General features: G+C 69.4%; 15 protein-coding genes and 2 riboswitches. Of the genes, 5 read left to right on the top strand and 10 right to left on the bottom strand.

Annotated features, from left to right (window positions below; all coding sequences use genetic code 11):
* Positions 1-80: 80 nt before the first annotated feature.
* From ABIN76_RS15710 to ABIN76_RS15740, 7 genes are all read right to left on the bottom strand, one after another.
* Positions 81-1,625, bottom strand: a complete 1,545-nt coding sequence (locus tag ABIN76_RS15710; RefSeq protein WP_346960609.1) for a molybdopterin molybdotransferase MoeA — start codon at positions 1,623-1,625, stop codon at positions 81-83.
* Positions 1,622-1,909, bottom strand: coding sequence for a DUF6457 domain-containing protein (locus tag ABIN76_RS15715; RefSeq protein WP_346960610.1), 288 nt, complete (start codon positions 1,907-1,909; stop codon positions 1,622-1,624). Before ABIN76_RS15715 ends, ABIN76_RS15710 begins: the two co-directional genes overlap by 4 nt.
* Positions 1,893-2,648: an NTP transferase domain-containing protein gene (locus tag ABIN76_RS15720; RefSeq protein WP_346960611.1), complete on the bottom strand. Its 756-nt coding sequence runs from the start codon at positions 2,646-2,648 to the stop codon at positions 1,893-1,895. The genes ABIN76_RS15715 and ABIN76_RS15720 overlap by 17 nt, the downstream gene beginning before the upstream one ends.
* Positions 2,649-2,701: 53 nt before the next feature.
* On the bottom strand, positions 2,702-3,202 hold the full coding sequence (locus tag ABIN76_RS15725; protein WP_346960612.1) for an HNH endonuclease: 501 nt from the start codon (positions 3,200-3,202) through the stop codon (positions 2,702-2,704).
* A gap of 234 nt (positions 3,203-3,436) precedes the next feature.
* Entirely contained in the window at positions 3,437-4,219 is a 783-nt protein-coding gene (locus ABIN76_RS15730) for an NlpC/P60 family protein (protein ID WP_346960613.1), read from the bottom strand.
* 264 nt (positions 4,220-4,483) lie between these two features.
* A riboswitch (cyclic di-AMP (ydaO/yuaA leader) is annotated at positions 4,484-4,677 on the bottom strand.
* Between the two features lie 112 nt (positions 4,678-4,789).
* Positions 4,790-5,608, bottom strand: a complete 819-nt coding sequence (locus ABIN76_RS15735; protein ID WP_346960614.1) for a M23 family metallopeptidase — start codon at positions 5,606-5,608, stop codon at positions 4,790-4,792.
* 4 nt (positions 5,609-5,612) lie between these two features.
* Positions 5,613-5,857: riboswitch (cyclic di-AMP (ydaO/yuaA leader) on the bottom strand.
* A 120-nt stretch (positions 5,858-5,977) separates the two neighbouring features.
* Positions 5,978-6,670 (bottom strand): metal-dependent transcriptional regulator, encoded by a 693-nt coding sequence (locus ABIN76_RS15740; RefSeq protein WP_346960615.1) that lies wholly within the window; start codon positions 6,668-6,670, stop codon positions 5,978-5,980.
* Between the two features lie 328 nt (positions 6,671-6,998).
* Here ABIN76_RS15740 and serC point away from each other — a divergent pair, with 328 nt between their 5' ends.
* On the top strand, positions 6,999-8,129 hold the full coding sequence (gene serC / locus ABIN76_RS15745; RefSeq protein WP_346960616.1) for a phosphoserine transaminase: 1,131 nt from the start codon (positions 6,999-7,001) through the stop codon (positions 8,127-8,129).
* A gap of 27 nt (positions 8,130-8,156) precedes the next feature.
* On the opposite strand, the gene ABIN76_RS15750 is transcribed toward serC, so the two are convergent.
* Genes ABIN76_RS15750 through ABIN76_RS15760 form a run of 3 tightly spaced genes read right to left on the bottom strand, consistent with a single transcriptional unit; the run spans position 8,157 to position 10,595 of the window.
* Complete coding sequence (locus tag ABIN76_RS15750; protein ID WP_346960617.1) at positions 8,157-9,512, bottom strand: MFS transporter; 1,356 nt, start codon at positions 9,510-9,512, stop codon at positions 8,157-8,159.
* Positions 9,513-9,554: 42 nt separating this feature from the next.
* Positions 9,555-10,202: a DUF3027 domain-containing protein gene (locus ABIN76_RS15755; protein ID WP_346960618.1), complete on the bottom strand. Its 648-nt coding sequence runs from the start codon at positions 10,200-10,202 to the stop codon at positions 9,555-9,557.
* 9 nt (positions 10,203-10,211) lie between these two features.
* The gene (locus tag ABIN76_RS15760; RefSeq protein WP_175322024.1) at positions 10,212-10,595 is read right to left on the bottom strand and encodes a cold shock domain-containing protein; all 384 of its coding nucleotides are present in this window, start codon (positions 10,593-10,595) and stop codon (positions 10,212-10,214) included.
* A 176-nt stretch (positions 10,596-10,771) separates the two neighbouring features.
* Between ABIN76_RS15760 and ABIN76_RS15765 the strand changes: the two genes are divergently transcribed.
* From ABIN76_RS15765 to ABIN76_RS15780, 4 genes are all read left to right on the top strand, one after another.
* Positions 10,772-11,005, top strand: coding sequence for a hypothetical protein (locus tag ABIN76_RS15765; protein ID WP_346960619.1), 234 nt, complete (start codon positions 10,772-10,774; stop codon positions 11,003-11,005).
* A 10-nt stretch (positions 11,006-11,015) separates the two neighbouring features.
* Positions 11,016-13,523: a helicase-associated domain-containing protein gene (locus ABIN76_RS15770; RefSeq protein ID WP_346960620.1), complete on the top strand. Its 2,508-nt coding sequence runs from the start codon at positions 11,016-11,018 to the stop codon at positions 13,521-13,523.
* On the top strand, positions 13,520-15,166 hold the full coding sequence (locus ABIN76_RS15775; RefSeq protein ID WP_346960621.1) for a DNA repair helicase XPB: 1,647 nt from the start codon (positions 13,520-13,522) through the stop codon (positions 15,164-15,166). The genes ABIN76_RS15770 and ABIN76_RS15775 overlap by 4 nt, the downstream gene beginning before the upstream one ends.
* A gap of 67 nt (positions 15,167-15,233) precedes the next feature.
* Positions 15,234-15,944 carry a response regulator transcription factor gene (locus tag ABIN76_RS15780; RefSeq protein WP_175322020.1) on the top strand — a complete coding sequence of 237 codons (711 nt, stop codon included), beginning with the start codon at positions 15,234-15,236 and terminating at the stop codon, positions 15,942-15,944.
* Position 15,945 lies beyond the last annotated feature (1 nt).

Consider the following 15,945-nt stretch of genomic DNA (forward strand, 5'->3'; position numbering starts at 1 on the left):
TACTCCTCATCAGCATTGCGTACGGGTTCGGCCGCCGGCGGCGGCACACCCCTTGATCCATCATGAACTCTGGCCCCGGCTCAGCCAAGCAGGCCGCTCCAGTCAACCGGGCCGTCGGCGGCCGGTTTCCGGGCGGGCCGTTTCGTGGCCGGCTTCGCCGCGGGTTTCGCGGCGGCCGGCTCCGGGAGGGCCGCGCCCCAGGGCAGCGCAAAGGCCGGCACTGGTTCGCCCAGCTGGACACCGTGCGGCGGGACCACCAGAACGCCGTCGGCCGCGGCCAGTCCGCGCATCATGCCCGGACCGGTGTGCCGCGCCGGCGATGCCATGCCGTACAACATCCGGAACGGCATCAGCCGGGTCCGGCCGGGGTCCGCCTCGATCATGGTCCCGCACGGCACCTCGGTCAGCGGCGGCGGCGGCCGGTGGCCGAGGGCGGCGAGCAGCGGGGCGCCGATGGTAGACAGTGCCATCATGGCGGCGAGCGGATTGCCGGGCAGGCCAATGACGAACCGGCCGTCCGGCAGCTCGGCCAGCACGGCGGGATGGCCCGGGCGCATGGCGATGCCGTCAATCAGCAGCCGGCCGCCCAGTTCCGCCACCGTGCGCCGGAGGTGGTCCGTGCCGGAGCGGCCCGTGCCGCCGGTGGTGATGACGACGTCGGCCGGCAATTCCTCGCCGGGCAGCTCCGCGCCGCCGGCAGGATCCTGGCCTGCGCCGGGGTCATCGGTGTCTTCGAGAGCGGCGAGCCATTCGGCGTCGCTGTCCCCGATTTTGACCTGCGCCGCGCAGATCCCGCCGAGCATTTCCACGACGGCGGCCAGCTGCGGCCCGAAGGTGTCCCGCACCTCCCCCGGCGCAGGGACGCCGGCGCTGACGACCTCGGATCCGGTGAGGACCAACCGCACCAAGGGTTTGCCCAGGACCGGCAAAGCGTCGTGGCCGGCGAGGGCGGCCAGAGCCAGGTGGGCCGGGTTGAGCACGGCGCCTGCCTTGATCAGCAGTTCGCCGGCGCCGGCTTCCTCCGCGGCCTTGCGGATGTGGTCGCCGTTGCGGGGTTCCCCCGGTTTGGCGCGGCCGCCGAGTTTCAGGACCGGCAGCCCGTCCTCATCCGGGGCGATGACGCCGCTTTCGCTGCGGAGCACGGCCTTTGCGCCGGGCGGGATCAGCCCTCCGGTGTTAACCGGGCTGGCCTGGTGCGGGGCCAGCCGCTGGCCCGGCTCAGCGAGGATCCAGGGGCCGCTGCCGTTGACCGCCCAGCCGTCCATCGCGGAGGAGGCATAGTGAGGCATGTCATGCAGCGACGTCAGGTCTTCGGCCAGCGTCCGGCCCAGGGCGTGCCGGAGCGGAACCGGGGCTGCCGGGATGGGCTCGGCGCAGTCGAAGGCCAGCTGCCGGGCCTCCTGCCAGCTGTGGGCGAGGTGATGGTGCGGGATTTCCGGCGCACCGGAGGCTGCGCCCTCGGCACCGTCGGCGGCCGCGTCGGGGCGGATTTCTTCGGCGCCGGTTTCGGCCGGCTGGCCGGTTTCTGTGGCGTCGGTTTGGGCCGGCTGGCCGGCAGCCGCCCCTTCCGGGACGGAACTCTCCTGGTCAGGGTTGCTTTCGCTAAGAGGGGGCGCGGGGGTCATGCCCCGGAAGCCTCGGCGGCGGCGTACTCCTTGGCGAGTTTCCGTGCCACGCCCATGGCGGCCTGCATCGATACGCTGTCGGGCGCCTGGCCGGAGCCGGATGCCAGGCCGGCCGCGAAGCCGGCGATGAACGTCGTCAGCGGCGCGGCGGGGCGCACGACCGAGTGCGCGGCCACCCCGGCCAGTCCCAGCACTTCATTGATGTCGATGTCAACATCTTCGAGTTCAAGGGCCTGAAGCAGCGCGCGGCACCAGTCTTCAAGCGTTTCATCCTGGCTTTTCACCGTTTGCCTCCAAAGTCGAATTCGGCCGGAGCGTCCCGGACGTGCCCGCCCCCGGGCTGGCGGCCCCCAGTACGGAGGCGTCATCCCAGGTGTCCACATCGTCCGTGGAACCGGGCGGAACCGGAATCGTCCGCAGCTCAAGACTAGCAAGCAGGGCGAAGACCGAGCCCCCCTCGAGTGTGTTCCGCCTGGCCGCGTCGGCCACAGCCTGTTGTAGCGCGGCCGTGTCATAAAGCCCGACGAGGGGCTGAGTGCGGCCGTCCGCGGAGACCGCCACCAGACCGCTACGCGCACCCGCCGGGTCCCCGTCCGGGTCCTCGGCCGCCGCGTCCAGCAGTGCGGCCACGGCGCCGGCGACGCGGGGCATATCGCAGGCGAGCACCAGAGTCAGCGGCGCCGGGGCATCGGCGACAGTTCCCCCGGGCAGGCCGTTGGGGCCCTGCATACCTGAGCCTTGGGTACCTGAGCCTTGCGTACCTGAGCCTTGCGCGGCGAGGGCGGAGAGGCCGGCGGCGATGGCTGCGGCGGGCCCGGAAAACGGCGGATCCTCGCGGCAGCCAAGCACCCCGGGCGGAAGGTCACCGGACGCGGGGCCGACGATGACGATCCGGCGGGCGTCCCCGGCAGCCCGCAACGCCCACGCAAGCAGGGTGGCGCCGTCGACCATCAGCCCGGCCTTGGGCACACCACCCAGCCGGGAGGACCGGCCCCCGGCGAGGATAACGGCGTCGAATTCCACCAGCCCAGCCTAGCCGCATCGGGCCGCAGGAGCGGTCGCCGTCAGAGCGGGGCTTAGTGCGCCTTTTCGGGCAGCAGGAACGGGTCCCAGGCCGGGGTCGGCTTCTCCAGTTCCTTGATCTGCCAGATGGTGCCCTTGGGCGGCCCGGGAACGAAGCCGAGCTTCCAGCCCATCTCGGCGGGGGTGTGGTCGCCCTTGGCGTTGTTGCAGCGCAGGCACGCCGCCACAAGGTTCTCCCACGAGTCCGCGCCGCCCCGCGATTTGGGCTGGACATGGTCAATGGTGTGGGCAGCCTTGCCGCAGTAGGCGCAACGGTGGCCGTCGCGACGGAGCACACCCCTGCGGCTGACAGCCGTCAAGGTGTTGTAGCGCGGCCTGATGTAGCGGTTGAGCAGGATCACCGACGGGCGGCCGAGGATGTCCTGCGGGCCCACCACCGGGTCGTCCCCTTCGGCCACCACACTGGCCTTTCCGGTCAATACAAGGACCAGCGCCCGGCGGAAGGTGACTACCGCCAGCGGTTCATATCCAGCATTCAGAACGAGAGTGCGCATCCGCATACCTCTTCACGGCCGCACCCGCCAGGGGCACTAGGGCCGGCTGCCCTGTGCATGGTCGGGCTATGGATCGACACCACAAGAGTAAACACCCAAGGCCCGGATTGCCGAATTTTTCTGTGTCCCGATTCCCCGCGCCGCTGCCGGGCGCCCTGCTGCTTAACGGAAAGGACCCCTGCCGCGGGGCAGGGGTCCTTTCACGATGCTTCGGGCTGATGTCCGGACTGGGTCCTAGCCGCCGACGCGGATGAAGACCGGGCCGGAGCCGACGTTGACGCTGTACAGCGCGGTGGTTCCACCGTTCCAGCCGCCGTGGACGGCCATGCCGTTGCCGACGTAAACCGCGATGTGGGCCACGCCCATGCCGCCGTTCTGGTAGTAGGCGAGGTCGCCCGGCTGGGCCTCGGCGGCACTCACGGTGCGGCCCAGGGACAGGTAACCTGCCGGCCAGCCGTGGTAGTTGACGCCGACCGCGGCCAGCGCGTTGGTCACCAGCATGGTGCAGTCCTGCGAGACGCCGATCTGCGCGTAGGCAGCAGCGGCGATCGAAGCGCCCATGCCGCTGACGGCGGCGGGAGCCTTGGTGGCCACGGAGGCGGTGGTCGCGGTGCCCGTGGTGGCGGTGTCGGCGGAGCCATCTGCCGGCGCGGTTGCGTCGGTGGTGGCTTCCTTGACCTGCACGACGGGCTTGGGAGCCTCGACGACGGGGCCCGGCGCGGTCTTGACCGCGGGCTTCTCGTAGGAGATCGCGATGGTGGAGGCCGCGGAGATCGTGGCCGGAGCGTTGGACTGTACTTCCAGGGCGGAAGCGGACGTCGATTCGCGCTGAACGTTGGTCTCGGCAGCGTTGGCTGCGATACCGCTGGTCAGAACCAGGCCGGAGGCTGCAGCGATAACCGCGGCCTGGCGACCCATACCACCGGCGTTGTCGCCGACGGCCTTAGCAATGACAGCCAGCGAGTTGGTCTTGGTGACCTCCGCGCGGTGGCGTGCAATGTTTGCACGAGTAGTCATTTAGTTCTCTCTTTCGTGATCCTAAATGTCCGCACTGCTTGCAGGCGGGACTGAGGACGCTCCGGCATCTTGGGGGTACGCCGGATCGCCCCGAAACGGGTTTCTTAGCGAAGGGTGTACTGCGAAGACGCGCCAAAAGCGGGAACTGCGTTGCGTGATCCTGTCCGGGCGCCGGCAAGGGCAACGCGGAGCATGGAGTTCAGCGGGCTCAACTGAGCCTCGCCAGCGCGAAAACGCGCAGCATTGTGGCGTGAAGACACGAAAGTAGCCTCTCCCAATGCCTACGAGGTGAGCTGTCGGATTCGGATGGGAGTCACCCGGCCGCTCCGCTTCCTGGGAAGCTTTGCGACTTAACCCCAAGGTCTTCTTGCGAAGACCAAAATTGGTTCCCCCGCCCCTGCCAGACGATGTCATGCGAACGGACCTTGAGCGGTGGCAGAGTTAGGCAATCCACTCAAGAGCGCCAACTTCGGAGAAGTTGGCGTGCTTCATACGGTACAGCAGTTGGGACTCAATGTCACATTCAGATCACGGCGTGTCACAGAAATGCGAGTCGTCCCTCGGGTCGGCTTAGAGCCAGCCCAGCGGATCAACGACTTCCCCGTTGACCATCACCTCAAAGTGGAGGTGGCAGCCGGTGGAGGCGCCGGTGGTTCCGCTCATCGCCACCACATCGCCGCGCGAGACCTGCTGGCCCACGCGGACATTGGAGGACTCCAAGTGGTTGTACGTGGTTTCCAGGCCGTTGCCGTGGTCGATCACGACTCGGTTGCCGCCCCCGTAGGGGTGCCAGCCGGAAAACGTCACGGTGCCGCTCGCGGCGGCGCGCACGGCGGTACCGCACTGCGCGGCATAGTCCTGGCCGCGGTGGAAGTCGCCGACGGCGCCTGTGATCGGGCTGACCCGGTAGCCGAACGGCGACACTGTGACCATGGCGTCCAGCGGGGCCCCGAGGCTCCCGGCCGAGGCCGCCCGGGTGATGGTTCCCACGGACTGGGCGCTGAGCAGCTGCTTGAGCTTGCTGTCCGGGTCGCCCTTGGTGGTGACCGCGGTGCGGCTGAAGTTGATTTCGGCGGCCGCTGCCTTGACCTCGGGCTGCGCCGCGGCGGAAACCGAGCCGGCCCTGGCGGACTCGGTGGCCGTCACGGGGCCGGTGGCCGGAACGGCGACGGTGAGGACCAGTCCGGTGGCCGCGAGGGCGATGCCGGCCCTCTGACCCACACCGCTGACGGCGGCGAAGTCGGTTACCTGGCGGAACGGGCTGCGCCGGCCGCGGCGCTCGTCGCGGTGCGCATCGCGCGGGCGCTCGGTGAGAACGACGGCGGCCGGGCGCGGCTCCGGAGCGGGACCGGTCGCACGACGGCGGCCCCTGACGGTCTGGGTGGTCAAGAAGGGTTCCTCTCTGGATAGCCTGCGAAGTTAGCTGTCGGATTCGGGTCAGAGAGATCAAAGACCCGGTCCGCCGGTGCAAGCATCCAGACACAAGGGCACCCTCAGCGGATCCCTCATGGTGTTTGCTTGCCGCTAGCGGACTTCACCCCAAGGCTGCTGAATCAGCAGCCGGTTGTGGTTCCCCCGCCTCTGCCAGAAGGTGACTCGCTGTACTGATCCGCTGGCAGAGCTCGGCTTCGGATCAGATAACGCTTTAGTATCGGTGCTAGTCATCAACTATAAGGGATTAAGGCAAGCAGTAATAATTCCGTTATCTCGCCTGTGCATAACGTGGCGGCGGGTCCGCGGATGCGGGAGGAGCCGAGGTTACCCGAGCGTAACGAACACGTGGGCGGCGACCTCGGGCGGCAGTTCGAGCGCGCCTTCAATGTCCGGCACCCGGACCGAGATGTACTCCCCCACACGCTCCAGCGACACCCTGGCTCCGGGACGGATCCCGCCTTCGTCGAGCTGGACCAGCAGCTCCGGCTCCACCTGGATCGGCTCGGCCAGCCGGTTCACGGTGATCCGTGAATCCGCGCCGTAGCCGGCCATCGCCTCGAGCAGGTTGACCACCCCGCCGCGTTCCGCCGTCGGGAGCCCGCCGAGTTCGGCGAGACCGGGGATCGGGTTCCCGTAGGGGGACACTGTCGGGTGGTCCAGCATTTCGAAGATGCGGCGTTCGACCCGTTCGCTCATCACGTGCTCCCAGCGGCACGCTTCCTCGTGGACGTACGCCCAGTCAAGTCCGATCACGTCGGCGAGCAGCCGCTCGGCCAGGCGGTGCTTGCGCATGACCTCAATGGCGCGTTTCCGGCCCGTGTCGGTCAGTTCAAGGTGCCGGTCCCCGGAAACGACCACGAGTCCGTCCCGTTCCATCCGTCCGACGGTCTGGGACACGGTGGGGCCGGAGTGACGGAGCCGTTCGGCAATGCGGGCGCGGAGGGCGACGATGTTCTCTTCTTCAAGTTCCAGGATGGTCCGAAGATACATCTCGGTGGTATCGATCAGATCCGTCATTCAGCTCAGCTCCTCGAGCGCCGTCCTTGCGTCATTCCCACCGTACAGCGTGCAGGATGCGCCCCGGCGAGATCCGCCGTACGTCACCGCACAGCCTAGCCTATTTTGAATTAGTCCGGATAATTTGTCCGCTCTTCCGTGGACCTGCTTCCAACGCCGGAACCGGCCGCGCGTCCGGTTCCCGCGTCCGCGTCAATGACCGGACTGTGACGGACGGTTTTCCCGCCCGGCCGCGACCGTCGGGCAGAATATAGAGCGGGTCCGGCCGAATCCTGCGCGGGGCCCGTCCGAGCCACGCCACGCACCCAGCCGAAACATTGGAGCCACTGTGAGCGACACCAGCAGCACCATCCCCGCGAACCTCCTTCCCAAGGACGGCCGGTTTGGCGCCGGGCCGTCCAAGTTCCGGCCGGAGCAGATGGAGGCCCTGTCCGCGGCGTCGGCGAAGCTGCTCGGCACCTCGCACCGCCAGGCGCCGGTGAAGAACCTCGTGGGGTCGGTCCGGACCGGTCTGAGTGACTTCTTCCGCGCCCCCGACGGCTACGAGGTCATCCTCGGCGTCGGCGGTTCCACGGCGTTCTGGGACATCGCCAGCTTCGGCCTGGTGGAGAACAAGGCCCAGCACCTGTCCTTCGGCGAATTCGGCTCGAAGTTCGCCGCGGCGACCAACAAGGCACCGTTCCTCGCCGAATCCTCGATCATCAAGTCCGAGCCCGGCACCCGCCCCGAGGCGCAGGCCGAGGCCGGCGTCGACGCCTACGCCTGGCCGCAGAATGAGACCTCCACCGGGGTCGCCGCGCCGGTGAAGCGCGTGCCGGGTGCCGACGCCGGATCCCTCGTCCTGGTGGACGCCACCTCCGCCGCCGGCGGCCTGGAAGTGGACGTCGCCGAGTCCGACGTCTACTACTTTGCGCCGCAGAAGAACTTCGCGTCCGACGGCGGCCTGTGGCTGGGGCTGTTCTCCCCGGCAGCGCTGGAGCGCGCGGCCCGGATCAAAGCCCGCGGCCGCTGGATTCCGGACTTCCTGGATCTGCAGACCGCGATTGACAATTCGCGGCTGAACCAGACCTACAACACTCCGGCGCTGGCCACCCTGGTGACCCTGGACGCGCAGGTGCAGTGGCTCAACGCCAACGGCGGCCTCGACTTCGCCGCCGCGCGGACCGCCGACTCGGCAGGCCGCATCTACCGCTGGGCCGAGGCCTCCCCCTACGCGACCCCCTTCGTGGCCAGGGCCGAGGACCGGTCCAACGTGATTGCCACGATCGACTTCGACGACTCGATCGATGCCGCGGCCATCGCCAGGGTCCTGCGCGCCAACGGCGTGGTGGACACCGAGCCGTACCGCAAGCTCGGCCGGAACCAGCTGCGCATTGCCACCTTCGTGGCGATCGAGCCGGACGACGTCTCCGCGCTGCTCGAGTGCATCGACTTCGTCGTCGGCGAGCTCAAGAAGTAGCGCCGGCGCCGTCCCGGCCGGGGCGGGTCAGCGGCCGACGGCGTCGTCCGGGTTTTCCTCCCGGGCGGCGCCGTCCGGGTTTTCCGGCCGGTTTTCCTTCGGGTTATCCGCCCGGAAAGAATTGCCGGGGACGACGCGGAAGTAGCGCAAGCCCCGCGCCCGGCGGTTGAAAGCGATCCGCAACTGCTGCGCCCGGACGATCCAGACCATGCCGATCAGGGCAGCGATCACCCCGGCGGCCGCAGCAACACCCATCGACCAGCGCGCGCCGGCCACGTTCGCCACCCAGCCGACCAGCGGCGCGCCGATGGGGGTGCCGCCCATGAAGATCGCCATGTACAGGGCCATCACCCGGCCGCGCATCACCGGGTCCGTAGTGGTCTGGACGTAGCCGTTGGCACTGGTCATCATGGTGATCGCGAAGAGCCCTACCGGCACCAGCGCGACGCCGAACCAGAAGTAGTTCGGTGCCAGCGCGGCGAGGCCCGAGGTCAGGCCGAAGGCACCGGCCGCGCCGAAGATCACGCGCATCCGCGGCCGACCCCGCCCGGCGGAGAGCAGCGCGCCGGCGACGGAACCGATCGCCATGATCGAGTTCATCAGGCCGAAGGCGCCGGCATCCAGGCCGAACTCGGTGCCGACCATGGCGGCGATGAAGAGAACGAAGTTCAATCCCAGGGTGCCCACGATGAACACGGCCACCAGCACCACAACAATGTCGGGGCGGTACCGGACGTAACGCAGGCCCTCGCGGATCCTGCCCTTCCCGGCCGGGGCCCGCGGCAGTTGCCGGAGCGAGGCGGCGGGGATTTTGGCCAGGCTCAGCAGCAGGGCCAGGAAGGTGACGGTGTTGACCAGGAAGACCCAGCCGGGACCGATGGCGACGGTGAGCATCCCGGCGACGGCGGGGCCGATCATCCGCGCCACGTTGAAGGAGGCGCTGTTGAGGGCGACGGCGTTGGGCAGGTAGTCGTCGCGGACCAGCTCGGAGACGAAGGTCTGGCGCACGGGCGCATCGAGGGCGGACACGACGCCCAGCAGCAGGGCGAAGACATAGACGTGCCAGAGCTGCGCGGCGCCGGACAACACCAGCAGGCCCAGGGCCGCACTCAACACTGCCATCGCGGACTGCGTCAGGACCAGCAGCTGTTTGCGGTTGAAACGGTCGGCCACCAGTCCGGCCACGGGGGCGAGGAATAGCTGCGGGCCCAGCTGCAGGGCCATCGTGACGCCCATGGCGCCGGCGTCCTGCGCGGTCAGGTGGTCAAAGACCAGCCAGTCCTGGGCGGTGCGCTGCATCCAGGTCCCGATATTGGAGACGAGGGCGCCGATGAACCAGATCCGGTAGTTCAGGATGTGCAGCGATTTGAAGGTGGACCTCATGTCCCGACCCTCCGCCGCATTCCCCCGAACAGTTCCAAACCGCTAGTTGGCCTCGGCGGCGGACTCGGCCTGCCCGGACTCGCTGGCGGCGTCAACCACGGCGGGCTCTTCCGGGGCGTCGCTGCCGGCGTCGTCGGCGGACCCTTCCGGGGCGTCGCTGTCGGCGGCGTCGTCGGCGGCGGGGTCGTCGGCGGGCTCTTCCGGGGCGTCGTCGTCGGCGGCGTGCCCTTCCGGCGCGGCAACAGCCGCAGGGGCGTCGGCGGCCTCATCCTGCTGCGCGTCCTCCGGACGCACCCGCTCGGCCCACGGCACCCACTCCGGGGCCAGGATGGACTCGTCGGAGGGCAACAGGCCCAGCTCATCCACCGTCACGGTCTTGGAACGCGAATTGCGCGTCAGCACCGCGTACCACTGCCAGCCGCCGTAACCGGGCAGCTTGGACTCAAAAAGGTGCGTGACCAGGCGGTCGCCCTCGCTCTTGGCGGCCAGGTGCCGGCCGATCTGTTCCGCCGGGGCGATGCCCTCCACCGCGGCACGGGCGACGTCGACCGAGGCTGCCAGGAAGGCGTCGGGCTTGCCGACGCGCCAGACGGGCACGCCATAGCGCGGCTTGGATCCTGCTTTGGCGCCGGCGGCCTTGGCGGCCCCACCGGCCGCCGCGGCGGCGTTCTGTTCAGGTTCCGGAGTCATCGCAGGGCCTTACGCGTCCAGCTCGTCGGCGACCTTACGAAGCGCGACGGCGATGGCCTTGGCCTTGTTGCCCTCCGGGTACTTCCCCGCGGACAGTGTTCCGGAGAGGTTGTCCAGCACGCTGACGAGGTCCTGCACCAGCGGTGCGAGGTCCTTCGCGCTGGGACGCTTGGCCTTCGCGATCGACGGGGTCTTGTCCAGCACCCGCAGGCCCAGGGCCTGGGCTCCCTTGCGGCCGTCGGCCACACCGAACTCCACCCGGGTTCCGGCCTTGAGTTCGGTTACGCCCTCGGGCAACGCCGACTTGGGCAGGAAGACCTCCTGGCCGTCTTCGCCTGCGAGGAATCCGAAGCCTTTTTCCTTGTCATACCACTTGACCTTGCCGGTGGGCACGTAATCAACCTTCTTCGTTCTGGGGGACGCGGCCGGCGGTCACCGCATCCGCATGGTTATGCGGGTTCAGGGTATGACTGCCCGGACCGTGTTGGTCTGTTCCTCCAAGGTTATCCTGCCTTGGCCACTTTGACGGCTTGAGGCGCGGGCGAAGCCGGGCTGTTAGCGTTGCCTCCATGACTGCACAGCGCTTCCGGCGGCCCCTCTTGATTCTTGCGGCCGCCGTGGCCGCGCTCTCGCTGGCCGCCGTCGGAGCCGTCATGGTCATGGCCTTCAACAACGTGGTGGCCCCGGCGTGGATTACATCCACCGCGCTTTATGGGCTGCCGCTGGCGTTCCTGCTGATGCTCGCCCTGGTGGTCGACGCCGTCGCAGCCCGGCGCCGGGCGCCCGGGCACGGCGAAAGGTAACGTTGGACTGATGTCCCTTATCCGCGCGCTCAGCAAGGAACTGCAGGCACGCAGCGACGACTCGTTGCGGGCCCTGTTCGCCGCGCGGCCGGACCTGATGTCCCCCGCGGTGCCGGACTTCGCCGCCCTGGCCGCACGGGCCAGCGGCCGGGTCAGCGTGCAGCGGGCGCTGGAACGGCTGAACCGCCCCGAGATGCAGGTCCTCGAGACCCTGCACCTGTGCACCAACACGGACACCGGGCACAGCGCGTCCGCCGCCACGCTCAAGCGGCTGATCAACGGCTCCACGGCCACCGCGCTGGAACGGCTGCTGCACTCGCTGCAGGAGCTGGCCCTGGTGCACCGGGCCGAGCCGCCGCACGGCGTGACCCCGGCCGCGGGCCGGCAGCGCTACTACCTTCCGGTCGGCAGCCTCAAGGACGTCATAGGCATCTACCCTGCCGGGCTGGGCAGAAGCTACACCGAGCTCGTCCGGCTGCAGCCCGCCTTCGCGCAGCGCGTGGTGCAACTGGTCGGCGAACTGCACCACAGCGGCGCCGACATCGCTCCCGCCACCACCCCGATGGAGGCGGCGCTGTCGCTGCAGCACTGGACCGCGTCGCCGGACGCCCTGCAGGCGCTCCTTGCCACCGCGCCGGAACGCACGACGGCGCTGCTCGCCCGCTTCGGCAACTGGGCGATGGGTGCCGTGCCCCAGGCGCAGCGCCGCGCGTCGGTGCTGAACGAGGGCTCCGACGTCGGGCCGGTCGACTGGCTGCTGGCCCGCGGGCTGCTGGTGCCGCTGGACGCCGCCCATGTGGAACTGCCGCACAGCGTCGGCGTGGCGCTCCGCGGCGGCTTTGTGATCGAGCATTTCGCCCTCAGCCCGCCGGCGCCACGGCTGGGGCTGACCACCGCGGCGCTGCGCCGCAACGCCGCTCTGGGCGCCATCGCCGAAACGCTGCGGCTGGCCGGTGAACTGCTGTACGCGGTGCGTGAGCAGCCCCTTGTCACGCTGCGCAGCGGCGGTGTGGGCGTGCGGGAGATGAAGCGCCTCGCCGACGCGCTGCGGATCGGGCTGCACGAGGCGGGCGTGCTGGCCGAGCTGTGCGCCCTCGCCGGGCTGCTGCGCCTGGACGTGGACAGTTCCGCCTGGGTGCAGGCGCCGCAGCTGGAATGGCTGACGCTGCCCCGCCAGGAGCAGTGGCTCTGGCTGGTCAACGCCTGGCTTGCCAGCGAGCGGGTCCCGTCCCTGGTCGGCCAACCGGTCAGCGGCGTCGCCACCGCGCAGGCCCACCGCGGCCCGGCCGGCAGCACCATCAACGCCCTCTCCGCGGAGGCGCAGCGGCCGGACGCCCCGGTGGTCCGGAAGCGGATCCTGGAAATCCTCAACGAACTCACCGTGGAGGCCGCCGCGGCGGACGGCGAAGCTCCGGTACTGGACGCCGCCGCCGTGCTGGAACGGGCCGACTGGTCGCAGCCGCGGATGGCGCGCCGGTTCAGTTCGCTGATCCAGGGGGTCCTCGCCGAGGCCGAAATGCTGGGCCTGGTCGGCTCCGGCGCCCTGAGCCAGATCGGCGCGGCGATCGCCGTCGAACAGCCCGACCAAGCGCTGGCCATCCTCGGCGAGCACCTGCCCGCGGCACTGAACCACGTGCTGCTCCAGGCGGACCTGACCGCCGTCGCCCCCGGCTACCTGGACCCGGAACTGAGCGAGAAGCTCCTGACCATGGCCGACGCCGAGGGCCAAGGCCCGGCCACCATCTACCGCTTCTCGGTGGCCTCGGTCCGGCGCGCCCTCGACGCCGGGCAAGACGCCGGCGCGCTGCTGGACTTCCTCCGCGAGCACTCGGCCACCGCCGTCCCGCAGCCGCTCCAGTACCTCATTGAAGACACCGCCGCCCGCCACGCCCGGCTCCGGGTGGGTCCCGCCGCGAGCTTCATCCACAGCGAGGACGAAACCGCCCTGCTGGAGCTGCTCAGCACCCCGGCAGCCTCCGGCCTGGGCCTGGTCCGGATCGCGCCGACCGTGCTGGTCTCGCATGCAGCGCCCCGGGAAGCGGCCCAGCTGCTCCGCAGCCTGGGCCTGTCCCCCGCGGTGGAGGAGGCCGACTCCGCCACGGTCCGGCTGCGCCGCAGCACCGCGGCACCGGGCAGCGCCCGGCCGGTCTACACCGCCCCGCGCACCGCCCCCGCGGACGCCGACGTCGACGCCCAGCTCGCGGTGCTGCGCGACGGCGGGTCTGCTCCCGGCGCCGCTGCGCCGGGAGCCCGCGGCGCCGCCGGGGCGTCCGGGGCGTCCGGCGGCGAGGCCGCGACGCAGCTGGGCCTGGAGACGCTGCAGAAGGCCATCCGGCTCAAGCAGCGGGTGGTGATGAACGTCGTCGACAGCCTGGGGAATGCCACCCGCGAAACCGTTGTTCCGGTAGCAGTGAGTGGCGGGCGTGTGCGCGTGTTCGATCCGGCCAAGGAAACCGAACGGGTCCTGTCCATCCACCGGATCATTGATGTTGAAGCCACAGAGGAACTGCTCCAGTGAATGACGGACCGCTGATCGTCCAGAGTGACAAGACCATCCTGCTGGAAGTGGACCACGACCAGGCCACCGAGGCGCGCCACGCGATCGCGGCGTTCGCCGAGCTGGAACGCGCCCCGGAACATGTCCACAGCTACCGCCTCACGCCGCTAGGACTATGGAACGCGCGGGCGGCCGGGCTCGACGCCGAGAAGGTGCTCGACACGCTGCTCAAGTACTCCCGGTTCCCGGTGCCGCATTCGCTGCTGATCGACATTGAAGAGACCATGTCCCGGTACGGCCGGCTGCGCCTCGAGAAGGACCCGCAGCACGGCCTGGTGATGCGCACCTCCGACTACCCGGTCCTCGAGGAAGTCAGCCGCGCCAAGAAGATCGCTCCCCTGCTGGGGCCGCGGATCGACGCCGAGACCGTGGTGGTGCACTCCTCCCAGCGCGGCCAGCTCAAGCAGCTGCTGCTCAAAATCGGCTGGCCCGCGGAGGACCTCGCCGGCTACGTGGACGGCACGCCGCACCCCATCATGCTCAACGAAACCGGCTGGAAACTCCGGCCCTACCAGCAGCTGGCGACGGAGAACTTCTGGGCCGGCGGCAGCGGCGTCGTCGTGCTCCCCTGCGGTGCCGGCAAAACGCTGGTCGGTGCGGCCGCCATGGCCACGAGTTCCACCACCACGCTGATCCTGGTCACCAACACGGTGTCCGCCCGGCAGTGGAAGGACGAGCTGCTCAAGCGGACCTCCCTGACCGAGGAGGAGATCGGCGAGTACTCCGGCTCCGTCAAGGAAGTCCGGCCCGTTACGATCGCCACCTACCAGGTGCTCACCACCAAGCGGGGCGGGCTGTACCCGCACCTGGAGCTGGTGGACGGCAACGACTGGGGCCTGATCATCTACGACGAGGTGCACCTGCTGCCGGCGCCGATCTTCCGGATGACCGCGGACCTGCAGGCCCGCCGCCGGCTGGGCCTGACCGCCACCCTGGTCCGGGAGGACGGCCGCGAGGGCGAGGTCTTCAGCCTGATCGGGCCCAAGCGCTACGACGCCCCGTGGAAGGACATTGAGGCGCAGGGCTACATCGCGCCCGCGGACTGCGTGGAGGTCCGGGTGGATCTGCCCCGCGACGAACGGGTGGCCTATGCCATGGCCGAGGATGCGGACAAGTACCGGCTCTGCGCCACCTCGGAGACCAAGACCGGGATCGTTGAGCGGCTTGTGGCCGAGCACGCCGGCGAGCAGCTGCTCGTGATCGGGCAGTACATCGACCAGCTGGACGAGATCGGCGAGCGCCTGCAGGCGCCGGTGATCAAGGGCGACACCTCGGTGAAGGAGCGCCAACGGCTCTTCGACGCGTTCCGTGCCGGCGAGGTGCAGACCCTGGTGGTGTCCAAGGTCGCCAATTTCTCCATCGACCTGCCGGAGGCCTCGGTGGCGATCCAGGTATCGGGTTCCTTCGGCTCCCGCCAGGAGGAAGCGCAGCGGCTGGGACGGCTGCTCCGGCCCAAGCAGGACGGCCGCGCCGCACGTTTTTACTCCCTGGTGGCCCGGGACACCCTGGACCAGGACTTCGCGGCGAAGCGCCAGCGGTTCCTGGCCGAACAGGGTTACGCCTACCGGATCATGGACGCGAAGGACGTCGGCGCCGGCCACTAGCGGACGCCCACTCAACACACATCCGGCGTTCAGAAAACTCACAGATTCTGGGAGCATCATGGGAACCATGAAAAAGAACGGTCCCGAAGCCAAGCTGCTTGTCGTCGATGACGAACCCAACATCCGCGAGCTGCTCTCCACCTCGCTGCGCTTCGCCGGGTTCGAAGTTGTCTCTGCCGGCACCGGCCGCGATGCCCTCGCCGCCGCGGAGCTCCATTCCCCGGACCTCGCCGTCCTGGACGTCATGCTGCCGGACATGGACGGGTTCACCGTCACCCGCCGGCTGCGCGCCGCAGGCAAGCACTTCCCCGTGCTCTTCCTGACCGCCAAGGACGACACCGAGGACAAGGTCACCGGCCTCACTGTCGGCGGCGACGACTACGTCACCAAACCGTTCAGCCTGGACGAGGTGGTGGCGCGCATCCGCGCCGTGTTGCGCCGCACCCAGCCGCTCCAGGACGACGACGCCGTGATCCGCGTCGACGATTTGGAGCTCGACGACGACGCCCACGAGGTGCGCCGCGGCGGCACCGTGATCGAGCTGTCCCCCACCGAGTTCAAGCTGCTGCGCTACCTCATGCTCAACCCCAACCGGGTGCTCTCCAAGGCCCAGATCCTCGACCACGTCTGGGAGTACGACTTCAACGGGGACGCCTCGATCGTGGAGTCCTACATCTCCTACCTCCGGCGCAAGGTGGACATCGACCCCGCGGCACCGGCCCTGATCCAGACCAAACGCGGCGTCGGCTACGTGCTGCGGACGGCTGAGAAGCGCTGAC

It is taken from the genome of uncultured Arthrobacter sp., from assembly GCF_964021775.1.
In the GTDB taxonomy this organism is placed as follows: domain Bacteria; phylum Actinomycetota; class Actinomycetes; order Actinomycetales; family Micrococcaceae; genus Arthrobacter.